Source organism: Buchnera aphidicola (Cinara strobi), assembly GCF_900560745.1.
GTDB lineage: Bacteria > Pseudomonadota > Gammaproteobacteria > Enterobacterales > Enterobacteriaceae > Buchnera_F > Buchnera_F aphidicola_AJ.
In genome coordinates this window covers 427121-440120 of record NZ_LR025085.1, presented here as the reverse complement: position 1 = coordinate 440120, position 13000 = coordinate 427121, and the positions used below count along the sequence as shown (strand labels likewise).

Genomic DNA, 13000 nt, shown 5'->3' with positions numbered 1-13000 from the left:
CATATGTGTAAATACATATTTATATGTATTTACACATATGTGTGTACTTATGTATAAATACATATATTATATATGTACGTATTTATAATATATATATATTTATTTATAATATATATATATATATATAAAAATATATAAAAATATGTAGAAAAAAAAAATTAAATATGGTATTTTAAATAAAATTTAGAAAAAAATAATTTCTTAAAAGAATAAATATGAAAAAAAAAAATGTTTTTTTGAAATATAAAAAAATTTTTTTTTTGATTTTTTTGTTTTTTTTATTTGTATTATCAATCTGTACATTTTTAATACAAAAAAAAAATATAAAAATAAATCATGAAAAAATAATAGAAGAATTTAAAAATATAGTAGATCTTAATGAAGAAAAAAATCTTAAAATAACTAAAAAAGAAATATTGTTTTTTAAGAAAAATAAAAATATTTACGGTATTTTAGTTGGAATGAATCTTGCAAAAAAATATTTTGTTCAGCATAAATATAATAATTCTATTAAAATATTAAAAAAAATTTTATCTTTTAATCCTGAAGAAAATTTAATTTATTTAACTAAATTAAATTTAGTAAAAATTTATATTAAAAAAAAAGATTTTTCTTTAGCTTTAAAAGTTATTAAACATGTAAAAGATGATTCTTGGAAAATTGTATTTGAAAATTATAAAAATATTCTACTTTCTAAAAAGAGAAATATAAAATGATTCCAGTTATTTCTTTAATTGGACGCTCTAATGTAGGTAAATCGAGTTTATTTAATTTATTAACTCAATCTCGTCAGTCATTGGTAGATAAGTCCGAAAAAACTACTAGAGACCGTAATTATGGCTATTTTACAATTAAAAATACTAATTTTTGCATCATAGATACAGCTGGAATTGAAAATTTTAAAAATAAAAAAAATATTGATTTAATTCAAAAAGAATCGTATCAACAAACAAAAAAATCAATTAAAGAATCAAATTTTATAATTTTTATTGTTGATATTTATACAGGTATTACAAAATTAGATTATTTAATACTTAAAAAATTAAGAAAAAAAAATAAAAAAATTTTATTGTTAATAAACAAAATTGATTTTTTAAAAAGAAAAGATAATATAATTGATTTTTATGAATTTGGAATAAAAGATTTTTGTTTAATTTCTATTTTGCATCGAATAGGGATCAATAAAACATTAAAAAAGATAATTTATATTTGGAATAAAATTAAAAAAAAAGAAAAAATCAAAGATGTTAAACTTAATGAAAAAAAAAATATTATTTGCAAAATAAATATTTGTTTAATTGGTAAACCTAATGTAGGAAAATCTTCTATTATTAATTTTGTTTCAAAAAAAAATAGAATGATAACAAGCAATATACCTGGTACTACTCGAGATATTATAAAAATTACAGTTAAAAAAAAAAATATAGAATATATTTTTACAGATACAGCAGGAATAAAAAAAAAAAATAATACTAAATTAGAAAAAGTTTCTTATATTAAATTAATACAAGAAATAAAAAAAAATAACATTATTATTATGATAATTGATGCATCTACTGGAATATGTTCTCAGGATTTATCAATTATTGGCAATTTAATTAAAAAAGGTTGTTCATTTTTTATTTTAGTAAATAAATGGGATTTAATTAAAAAAAATAATAAAAAAAAAATTCAGAGTATTATGAATTTTCGTTTAAAATTTATTAAAAATATTAAAATATTATATGTCTCTGCATTATACAAAGAGGGATTTAAAAATCTTTTTTCTTATATTTTAATTGTTTATAAAGAAACAATTCAAGAATTTAATCCTTCATATTTAACAAATATAATTAAAAAAGCAATACTACAACACCCAATTCCTCTGGGTGCAACAGGAAAAGTAATACGTTTAAAGTATGCACATTTAGGCGGTAAAAAACCAATATTTATTATAATACATGGAAATAATACTAATTATATTCCTCAAACATATAAAAAATATTTGATGCATTTTTTACAAAAAGAATTACAAATCCCGAATACACCCATTCGATTATTTTTTAAGAATGGTGATAATCCATATTATAATAATAAAAAAAAAATTAATTAGATTCTTTCACGTGATTAACTGTATATAATGGAATTTCTACCTCAATATCTTCTTTTCCTAATCGTGCTTGACAACCTAAACGACTATATTTTTCTAAACCCCAAGCCTTATCTAGTAAATCCTCTTCCTTTTCCTTACAAGGGGATAAAGAATAAAAACCTTTTCTGATGATACAATGACATGTACAACATGCACATGACTTTTCACAAGCATGCTCCATTTTTATTTTATTTTTTAGCGCAATATCAAGAATAGTATCACCGATTTTACCCTTAACAGATAAACCGTTTGGTAAAATAAATTTTTGTGGATGAAAAATTATATTTGGCATTTTTTTTCTCTGAATAATGTAATATAAAATTAATAAATTTAATTCTACAAAATTTATATATTTATAAAAAAACCTTATTTTTTTCTTTTGTATAATTTTGTTCTAAAATAGATTGTATCAATTTCAATATTTTGTTCAAAATTAATTTTTTTTTCTTGAATAATAACAGTCAATAATCCGTCTACATTTATACGAAATATTACAAGAATTTTTATTTTTCCTGCTAGTTTAGGTGGTAAATTTTTAATTTTAAATTTTTTTAATAAAGTACAATTTTTTACATATTTATCTTCCCCTTGAAAAATATTTATACAAAATCCTGTTTGATAATTTTTAAAAGTAGTAAATATTCTATTAGTTTCAGTAGGAATTGTAGTATTCTTTTTTAGCATTTTTTCCATTATCCCGCCCATTAATTCAATTCCAATGGAAATTGGGATAACATCTAAAAGTAAAATAGAATTATTTTTATTTTTTTTGTTATGATTTAAAAAATCTGCATGTAACCCTGCTCCTCTTGCAACCACTTCTACTGGATTAATTAAAACTAATGGTTTAAGATTAAAAAAAGAATAAATACTATTTCGAACAAAAGGAATATATGTTGAACCACCTACTAAAATTACATCATTTACTTCATTTACATCGACATCTGCATCATGCAATGCAATCTTTATTAATTTTATAGTCTTTTGAATATGTGTTTTAATTAATTCATTAAATTCTATTTGTGAACAAGTTATTTTTTTATTTAGAAATTTTATTTCTACATTTTCTTTTTTACTTAATTTAATTTTCAAACGTTCTGCAATAATCAGTAATTTTTTAAATAGAATATTATCTATTTTTTTTTTGTTTTTTATTTGAGAATATAAAAAATTTGCTAACAAAAAATCAAAATCATCCCCACCCAAATTACAATCCCCATTAGTAGCAAGAACTTCAAATATTCCTTTTGATATTCTTAAAATAGAGACATCAAATGTTCCCCCCCCTAAATCATAAACACATATTATTCCTTCTCTTTTTTTTTCTAATCCATAAGCAATGGCAGCAGCTGTAGGTTCATTGAGTAAACGTAGTACTTTTAATTCGGTTTCTTCTGCTGATTTTCGTATTATATTTTTTTGTATATTATTAAAATAAGCTGGAACTGTAATTACTACACCAGAAATAATTTTGTCAGATTTTTTTTCTATTATGCTTTTAATGTACTTAAAAAATTGTTGAATAATGAAAGAAACAGTAATTTTTCCAGTATTTGTATGAAACATTAATTCATTTTTATTGTTTATAGATATTGTGTATGGAATATTTAATTTTCTTTTATTTATCTCTTCAAGTGATATTCCAATAAATCGTTTAATAGATGAAATAGTGTTAGCGGGGTCTGTAGATATAAACTTTTTCGCTTCCCAACCTATAGAAATTTTTTTTTCTTGCATATGTAAAATTGAAGGAAACATATTTTTCTTATCTAATCCTGTAATAATTTTTACTTTTTTATTTTCAACAACAGACATCAAGCAATATGTAGTCCCAAAATCAATACCTACAACAATTTTTTTTTTTTTCATTTCTTGTTCCTATGTAATATTTGTTTTTTTGATTTTTTTGCTTTTTTTAAAATTTTATAAGAAAATGATATTTTAAATAAAAATTTTTCAGCATAATTAATTTTTTTATTTTTAATCATTTCATTAAATTTTAGAAAATAAAATTTAATTTTTTGATTTAATTTTTCAATTAAATTATTAATTTCTGTTAATGAATTTATTTTTTTTTTTATATTTTCTATTTTTTCGTGTAATTGAAATTGTTTAAATAATATTTGATCTTGATTAAAAAACTTTTCCTCTTTAATGCAATATTTTTTTTTCTTAATTTTTAATAAATGTTTTGCTCTTAAAAATTTATTTTTTAAAACTTTAAAACCTTGATTAATTTTAATCGATATTAGTATTTTTTTTTTTTTATTTAAATCTTTTTTTTTTATAAAATCTGGATGATATTTTAATTGTAACTTATAAAATTTTTCAACTAATTTTTTTTTATTAATTCTAAATTTTTGAGGAATCTTAAATAAATGAAAGTAATTCATTAAAAAACCTATATTGAATAATTTGCTTTTTTAAATATGTACATAAAATAAAAATTTATTTTTTATTTTATTTTTATTTTTAGAAAAACATTTATTTTTATTATAAAAATAGTGCTGAATAAAATTTAATTTATTTCAGCACTGATATAAATTTTTTTATTCTTTTTTTTTTTTTTCATGATAATTTGCAATTGCTTTTTTAATAGCATCTTCTGCTAAAATAGAGCAATGAATTTTAACTGGTGGTAATTCTAATTCTTTCGCGATATCCGTATTTTTTATTTTTTTAGCTTCTTTCAAAGTTTTTCCTTTAACCCATTCTGTCATTAATGAACTAGAAGCAATAGCAGATCCGCATCCATATGTTTTAAAACAAGCGTCTTCTATAATTCCACAATCATTCACTTTAATTTGCAGTTTCATGACATCTCCACATGCCGGGGCTCCTACTAAACTAGTTCCTATATTTTTTTTTTTTTCAGAAAACGATCCAACATTTCTTGGATTTTCATAATGATCTAATACTTTTTTACTGTAAGCCATAATTTCTATTTCCTTTTATATAAAGGTATTAATTCCAAATAATTTTATCCATATTAATACCAGATTTATACATATCCCATAACGGAGATAATTTTCTTAATTTATTAACAGCTTCTCGGATAGCTATAATTGAATATTTAATTTCTTCTAAAGTTGTAAAGCGACCTAAGGAAAATCGAATGGAACTATGGGCTAATTCGTCTTTAACTCCTATAGCTCGTAATACATATGAAGGCTCTAAACTTGCCGAAGTGCATGCTGATCCTGATGAGACTGCTAAATTTTTTAAAGCCATCAGTAATGACTCACCTTCAATAAAATTAAAACTAATATTAATTATGTTTCCGATAGTATAATCAAAATGACTATTTAAATATATTTCTGGAATATCTTTTAATCCATTCCATAAAATATGTCGTAAACTATTTGTATGTAAAATATCTTTTTTCATATTTTTTTTTAATATTTTACATGCCTCTCCAAAACCTACGATTTGATGAACAGGAAGTGTTCCTGAACGAAAACCTCTTTCATGTCCACCTCCATGTATTTGAGGTGATAATCGAATACGTGGTTTTCTTCGTATATATAAGGCACCAATTCCTTTGGGTCCATATATTTTATGCGAAGAAAAGGAAAGTAAGTCAATATTTAAATTTTTTATATCTATTTTAATTTTTCCAATACTTTGAGTAGCATCCACATGAAAAAAAATTTTCCTTTTTTTACAAAGATCTCCAATTTTTTTGATTTTTTGTATTGATCCAATTTCGTTATTAACGTACATAATTGAAATTAATAATGTATTTTTATTAATTTTTTTTTTAATTTCAGCTATGTCAATAATACCATATTTATTAGTTTTTAAATATGTTATACAACATCCTTTATTTTCTAAAAATCTACAACAATCCAAAACAGATTTATGTTCTATTTGACTAGTGATAATATGTATTTTTTTATTACCATGAAAATCATAAATTCCTTTAATAGCTAAATTATTGGATTCAGTAGCCCCGGAAGTAAAAATTATTTCCCTTGAATCCGCTCCAATAAGTTTAGCTATTTTATTTCTTGCAATATCGATAGCTTCTTCAGCTTCCCAGCCAAATTTATGTGATCTAGATGCTGGATTCCCGAAAATATCGTTTATTGAAAAATATTTGTTCATCTTTTTTTTTACTTTAGGGTCTACTGGTGTTGTAGCTGCATAATCTAAATAAATAGGTAATTTCATTAAACTCATGATCCTTATATTAGCTGATAATTAACAATTAAATTTTTTAATATCCTATTTTAGGGTTATTATATATTTTATTTTACTGTCTGTGTAAATAAAATAAAAATTATGTGATATATATTATGTAATATCAGTTAACTATTTTATTATATATTTTTATTCATTTTTAAGATATCTTGTTTAGTTGAATTTTTTTAATTCCTGATGTATAATAATTATAAATAGAATATTTTTATTTTATTAAATATTGAGATTAGTTTAATTTATTAGGGGTGTAGTTCAATATGGTAGAGCATCGGTCTCCAAAACCGAAAGTTGTGGGTTCAATTCCCTCCACCCCTGGAAATTTTATTATTTTAAATATTACGTTTATAACTTTCAGTCATATATTTTAATATTTAAAAAGTTTTAAAAAACTTTTTATATATCTTATCAATTTTTACCTATCAGATATTAATAAAAATTTAAATTTTTTATTATATTAAAAACACTTATTTTGTATTAAAATATATTTTTTAAAATATCTAAATTAATAATAAAAATTATATTTTTAAATTACATTGAAGGAAGTGACTTGTATGCCTATATATCGCTCATCTACAACAATTAATGGGAAGAATATGGCTGGTGCAAGAGCACTATGGAGAGCAACAGGCGTTCGCGATCAAGATTTTGGAAAACCGATTATTGCAGTTGTTAACTCGTTTACTGAATTTGTACCAGGTCATATACATTTACGAAAATTAGGAAAATTAGTGTCTTTAGAAATAGAAAAATATGGAGGAATTTCTAAAGAGTTTAATACTATTGCTATAGATGACGGGATAGCAATGGGCCATTCTGGAATGCTTTATTCTCTTCCATCAAGAGAATTAATTGCAGATTCTATTGAATACATGATTAATGCACATTGTGTTGATGCAATGGTTTGTATTTCTAATTGTGATAAAATTACTCCAGGAATGTTATTAGCTGCGTTAAGATTAAATATCCCTTCTGTATTTGTTTCAGGTGGGCCAATGGAAGCAGGAAAAATAAAATTAAATAATAAACTTATAAAAATTGACTTAGTTGATGCTATTTCCCATGGAGCAAATAAAAATACTTCAGATCAGTTGTTATCAGAAATTGAAAACTCCTCTTGCCCCACTTGCGGTTCTTGTTCTGGGATGTTTACAGCTAATTCCATGAATTGTTTAACTGAAGCTATTGGTTTATCATTACCGGGAAATGGAACGCTTTTAGCTACACATAGTGATCGAAAGAGGTTATTTTTAAATGCTGCAAAGATAATTGTTAAAAATACTAAAGATTATTATTTAAATAATAACACTAACGTATTACCACGAAATATAGTAACGCGTCATACTTTAAAAAATGCTATGATTTTAGATATCGCTATGGGGGGATCCACTAATACTATCTTACATTTATTAGCTATGGCTCATGAAGCTCAAATAAATTTTACAATGAAAGATATTGATTATTTATCTAGAAAAGTTCCACATTTATGCAAATTATCTCCAAGTACTTCTGAGTATCATGTAGAGGATTTGCATCGTTCTGGGGGAATTTTTGGAATTTTATTTGAATTAAATAAAATGAATTTGTTATATACTTCAGCTCGTAATATATTAGGATTGACATTATTAGATACCATTAATAAATATAATATTATTAACAATAATAACATTAGAAATTTTTCTTTTTTTTCTGCAGGTCCGGGTGGAATTAAAACTATTATTCCATTTTCACAATCATTTAGATGGTCTAAATTAGATACTAATCGTAAAAGTGGATGTATTCGCTCCAAGAAATATGCTTATAATCAAGATGGAGGGTTAGCTGTTTTAAAAGGTAATTTAGCTATTAACGGAAGTATAGTTAAAACAGCTGCTATTGATAAAGAAAACATGATTTTTTCTGGACCGGCTAAAGTATATGAAAGTCAAGATGATGCTGTAGAAGCTATATTAAATAATCAGGTAAAATCTGGAGATGTAATTGTTATTAGGTATGAAGGACCACGTGGTGGACCAGGAATGCAAGAAATGTTATATCCTACTACATATTTAAAATCTGTTGGATTAGATAAAAAATGTGCTTTGGTAACTGATGGAAGATTTTCCGGGGGTACATCTGGAGTTTCTGTTGGTCATATTTCTCCTGAAGCTGCTAGTCAAGGACTTATTGCTTTAGTTTATGATGGGGATATAATTAGTATTAATATTCCTAAACGAATTCTAAGTTTAGATGTTTCTTCTAAGGAACTAGAATATAGAAAAAAAATAGAAGAAAAAAGAGGTAAAAAAGCATATACACCAAAAAGACGTTTTAGGGTTATTTCTGATTCATTAAAGATATATAGTTTATTAGCTACTAGTGCAGATACTGGGGCTATTCGAGATATTAGTAAAATTTATTAGTAATTAATTAATTTTTGAATACAATATTTTTACTAAATTTTATAAAAATAAAATGTATATGAATTAATTTATTGTTTTTAAAACAATTAACAAAGGATAAAGAATAAATGTCAAATTTTTTTAATTCTCTTTCATTTAGAGAAAAGTTAATCGAATTAAAAACTGGATCTTTAATGAAAAAAAATGAATTTTCTAAATGTTATAAATTTTTGAAAAAAAAAAATATTGTTATAGTTGGGTGTGGGGCACAAGGATTAAATCAAGGTTTAAATTTACGAGATTCAGGATATCAAGTTTCTTTTGCTCTTCGAGAAGATTCAATAAAAAATAAATCTATTTCATGGTCTAATGCTATTAAAGAAAAATTTTTTGTAGATACATATGAAAAATTAATTCCTAATGCTGATTTAGTAATTAATTTAACTCCTGATAAACAACACTCAAATGTAGTTAAAAAATTACAAATTTTGATGAAGCATGGATCTGTTTTAGGTTATTCTCATGGATTTAATATTGTTGAAGAAGGTGAATGTATTCGTCCTGATATTACTGTTATTATGGTTGCTCCAAAATGTCCCGGGACAGAAGTTCGAAAAGAATTTTTAATAGGTTTTGGTGTCCCTGCTTTAATTGCTGTACATAAAAAGAATGATCCTTATTCTAAAGGATTAGATATTGCTAAAGCATGGGCTTTTGGTTTAGGTTCACATAAAGCTGGAATTTTAAGATCTTCTTTTGTTGCTGAAGTAAAATCTGATTTGATGGGAGAACAAACCATTTTATGTGGGATGCTACAAGCCTGTTCGTTAGCATGTTATAACCATTTAATAGAGAAGGGATACAGTTCAGATTATTCTGCAACAATTTTACAATTTGGATGGGAAAAACTAGCTGAATGTATGAAAGAAGGCGGGATAACACTTTTATTAGCTCGTTTATCTAGTTCTGCAAAAGTTAGAGCTTATGAATTATCATTAAAATTAAAAAATTTATTGAAACCATTATTTTCTTTGCATATGGATGATATTATTTCTGGAGTTTTTTCTAAAAAAATGATGAGTGATTGGAAAAATAAAGATTATCAATTAAATATATGGAGAAATGATTTAAAAAAAACAAAATTTGAAAATGCTTGCTTGTATACTAATCGAAATATAGAAAATTATGAATATTTTGAAAAGTGTACGTTAATGGTAGCAATGTTAAAAGCTGGTGTTGAATTATCTTTTGAAACTATGATTGAGACGGGGATTACTCCAGAATCAGCATATTATGAATCTTTGCATGAATTACCATTGATTACAAATACTATTTCTAGAAAAAGATTATATGAAATGAATTTGGTTATTTCAGATACAGCTGAATATGGAAGTTATTTATTTTCAGAGCGAGCTCTCCCTATTTTAAATAAATTTTTAACTTCTATAAATTGTGAGGATTTAGGGGAATCCATTTCAGAGAAAAATATAAGTAATTCTAAATTGTTAGAAATAAATACTTTAACTTATCAACATAAAATTGAAAGAATTGGAGAAAAATTACGTCTGTACATGAAACATGCTAGATGTAATGCATAATAAAATCATTGAAAACAGTTCATATAATTTATTGATTAAGTTATTTTTTTATGATGAATAAATTCTCAAGATTATTTTTATAATGTTATATTTATGATATTAAATGAAATTCAAAAAAAAGCTATTCATATTATTAACGATCCTTGTTTAATTTTAGCTGGAGCAGGTTCAGGAAAAACTAGTGTTATAATTAATAAATTAATTACTTTAATTCAAATATATCAATATGATCCTAAAAAAATTATTGTAGTTACATTTACCAATAGAGCTGCTAAAGAGATTGAGTCGCGTTTATTGAAAATATTAACTGTTAAACAAATCCAAGATATTTTAGTATCTACATTTCATTCGTTAGGTTTAAAAATTATTCGCAATGAATATAAAATTTTAGGTTTAAAATCAAATTTTACATTATTTGATGAATATGATCAGTTAAATTTATTAAAAAATATAATATATACGAGTAAGAATGACAGTAATTTGTTTTTTTTAAAACAATTACTGCATCAAATTTCCTATTGGAAAAATAAACTACTTAATCCTAGTATAGCTAGGAAATTTGCAATAAATCCATTAGAAAAAAAATGTATTTTTTTTTATGAACAGTATGATAATTTTTTAAAAAGGCATAATATTTTAGATTTTAATGATTTAATTTTTCTTCCAACGATTTTACTAAAAAATAATATTGATGCTCGATTACGATGGCAGGAAAAAGTTCAATATTTATTAGTTGATGAATATCAAGATATTAATATGAGTCAATATAAATTAATTAAACTATTATGTGGCCATAATTCAAATTTTACTGTAGTAGGAGACGATGATCAGTCGATTTACTCATGGAGGGGGGCTCAACCTGACATTTTTTATTTATTAAAAGATGATTTTCCTCATTTAAATATTCTTAAAATGGAACAAAATTATCGATCTTCTGGTTGTATATTAAACGCAGCTAATATTTTAATTTCAAACAATTCTAATGTTTTTAATAAAAAATTATTTTCACAATTAGATTATGGTAATAGAATTTATGCATCTATGTGTGTTAATGAAGTAAATGAAGCTCAGAAAATTATTAAATATATTTGTACACATAAAAATAATAATAATTTAAGATATCATGATTACGCTATTTTATATCGGAGTAATTCTCAAGCTAAAATAGTAGAGTCTGAATTAATTTTTCAAAATATTCCATATTGTATTCATTCTGGATTTTCTTTTTTTAATTTATCGGAAATTAAAAATTTACTGGCATACTTAAGACTTATTGTTAATCAAAATGATGATTTAGCTTTTTTACGTATCATAAATACTCCAAATAGAAGAATCGGACTAGTTACATTATCTAAATTAAAATTATTTGCTAAAATTCAGAAAATTAGTTTATTTGAAGCAAGTTTAAATAAAAAAATGCAATTACAGTTAAAAAAAAATACTACACTATATTTAAACAACTTTACTTTATGGATAATAAAATTATCATCATTATTAATTGATAATCCAAAAATAATTTTAAAACAAGTGATTCAAGATATTAATTATTTTCAATGGATTAAACAGAATGATAAAGATTTAAATATGATAAATCGAAAAATACAAGAAGTAATATTTTTTTCTGATTGGTTACAAAAAACTCTTTCTGGTGATCATTTAAATTCACCTATTTGTTTAGAAGATATATTAATACGATTTACTTGTGGTGAATTAAATGATTCTTTTAGAGATAATGTTAAAGATAAATCTAATAAGTTACAATTAATGACAATACATGCATCTAAAGGGTTAGAGTTTTCAGTAGTATGTATTATTGGATTAGAAGAGGGAACTTTACCTCATCAAAAAAGTATTATTGATAAAAATGTAAAAGAAGAACGTCGTTTAATGTATGTTGGTATTACTAGAGCTAAAAAACAACTTTTTCTTAGTTTTTGTAAAACTAAGAAAAAGTTTGGAGCGTTAATTAATTTGCAACCAAGTCGATTTTTATTTGAATTACCTAAAGAAGAATTATATTGGATATAAAAATTTTAATTAATTAAAATTAAAATAATATTTTTTAATATTTTTCTTTTTTTTCATAATTTATATATTTTTAAATGTATTAATAAAACCTTTATTGATTTTATTAAATAATTAAAAATTTTTATTAAAAAATATAACTTAAGGCGTTTATGAAAATTACTAAAATTATCGAATTAACTGATCAAAATTTTGAAAATAAAATTTTTTCTGAAAAAAAATATGTACTAGTAGATTTTTGGGCTGATTGGTGTGGCCCGTGTAAAGTTTTATCGCCTGTATTAGAAGAGATTGCTAATGAGTATTTTAAAAAAATTCTTGTTGGAAAAATGAATATTGATATGAATAAAAAAATACCTATGAAATATTCTATTCGAGGTATCCCAACTTTATTATTATTTAATAAAAATAAAATAATTGGAACAAAAATAGGAGTAATATCAAAGATAGAATTAAAAAAATTTTTAGATGACAAGATAATTGGTTAAGTTAAAAATTTTATTTATTAACATAAATATCGATTTTTTATTCTATCATTACAAGTATGATAGAAAAATAATTTTATTTATAAATAAAATTATTTTTATTTATAAATAAAAATAATTATATATTTACTTCAATATACTTTTTATATTAACTGTATATTTAATATTTTTAATAAATAT

The 13000-nt window shown here is 23.1% G+C and carries 11 protein-coding genes and 1 tRNA gene; 7 read left to right on the top strand and 5 right to left on the bottom strand.

Translation table 11 applies throughout. The features are described 5' to 3' along the window. Positions 1 to 215 precede the first annotated feature (215 nt). On the top strand, positions 216 to 716 hold the full coding sequence (locus EAO23_RS02030; protein ID WP_158349256.1) for a tetratricopeptide repeat protein: 501 nt from the start codon (positions 216 to 218) through the stop codon (positions 714 to 716). After that, on the top strand, positions 713 to 2092 hold the full coding sequence (gene der, locus EAO23_RS02025; protein ID WP_158349255.1) for a ribosome biogenesis GTPase Der: 1380 nt from the start codon (positions 713 to 715) through the stop codon (positions 2090 to 2092). The genes EAO23_RS02030 and der overlap by 4 nt, the downstream gene beginning before the upstream one ends. Here the strand turns inward: der and fdx are convergent. The 5 genes from fdx to EAO23_RS02000 all read right to left on the bottom strand — a co-directional run bounded on the left by fdx (position 2085) and on the right by EAO23_RS02000 (position 6304). Then, the gene (fdx, locus tag EAO23_RS02020) at positions 2085 to 2423 is read right to left on the bottom strand and encodes an ISC system 2Fe-2S type ferredoxin (RefSeq protein WP_158349254.1); all 339 of its coding nucleotides are present in this window, start codon (positions 2421 to 2423) and stop codon (positions 2085 to 2087) included. The two genes, der and fdx, sit on opposite strands and share 8 nt — an antisense overlap. A gap of 74 nt (positions 2424 to 2497) precedes the next feature. After that, a complete protein-coding gene (locus tag EAO23_RS02015; protein WP_158349253.1) occupies positions 2498 to 4000 on the bottom strand; it encodes an Hsp70 family protein in 1503 nt (500 codons plus the stop codon). Beyond that, positions 3997 to 4524 carry a Fe-S protein assembly co-chaperone HscB gene (gene hscB, locus EAO23_RS02010; RefSeq protein ID WP_158349252.1) on the bottom strand — a complete coding sequence of 176 codons (528 nt, stop codon included), beginning with the start codon at positions 4522 to 4524 and terminating at the stop codon, positions 3997 to 3999. The genes EAO23_RS02015 and hscB overlap by 4 nt, the downstream gene beginning before the upstream one ends. 156 nt (positions 4525 to 4680) lie before the next feature. After that, on the bottom strand, positions 4681 to 5067 hold the full coding sequence (gene iscU, locus EAO23_RS02005) for a Fe-S cluster assembly scaffold IscU (RefSeq protein WP_158349251.1): 387 nt from the start codon (positions 5065 to 5067) through the stop codon (positions 4681 to 4683). Positions 5068 to 5095: 28 nt separating this feature from the next. Further along, positions 5096 to 6304, bottom strand: a complete 1209-nt coding sequence (locus EAO23_RS02000) for an IscS subfamily cysteine desulfurase (protein WP_158349250.1) — start codon at positions 6302 to 6304, stop codon at positions 5096 to 5098. A gap of 271 nt (positions 6305 to 6575) precedes the next feature. On the opposite strand from EAO23_RS02000, the gene EAO23_RS01995 reads away from it, so the two are divergent. From EAO23_RS01995 to trxA, 5 genes are all read left to right on the top strand, one after another. Continuing rightward, positions 6576 to 6649: transfer RNA gene (locus EAO23_RS01995), tRNA-Trp, on the top strand. 236 nt (positions 6650 to 6885) lie between these two features. Further along, on the top strand, positions 6886 to 8733 hold the full coding sequence (gene ilvD, locus EAO23_RS01990) for a dihydroxy-acid dehydratase (protein ID WP_158349249.1): 1848 nt from the start codon (positions 6886 to 6888) through the stop codon (positions 8731 to 8733). A 107-nt stretch (positions 8734 to 8840) separates the two neighbouring features. Further along, positions 8841 to 10310 carry a ketol-acid reductoisomerase gene (gene ilvC, locus EAO23_RS01985; RefSeq protein WP_158349248.1) on the top strand — a complete coding sequence of 490 codons (1470 nt, stop codon included), beginning with the start codon at positions 8841 to 8843 and terminating at the stop codon, positions 10308 to 10310. 93 nt (positions 10311 to 10403) lie between these two features. After that, entirely contained in the window at positions 10404 to 12338 is a 1935-nt protein-coding gene (locus tag EAO23_RS01980) for a UvrD-helicase domain-containing protein (RefSeq protein ID WP_158349247.1), read from the top strand. Between the two features lie 149 nt (positions 12339 to 12487). Then, positions 12488 to 12823: a thioredoxin gene (trxA, locus tag EAO23_RS01975; RefSeq protein ID WP_158349246.1), complete on the top strand. Its 336-nt coding sequence runs from the start codon at positions 12488 to 12490 to the stop codon at positions 12821 to 12823. Positions 12824 to 13000: the final 177 nt, after the last annotated feature.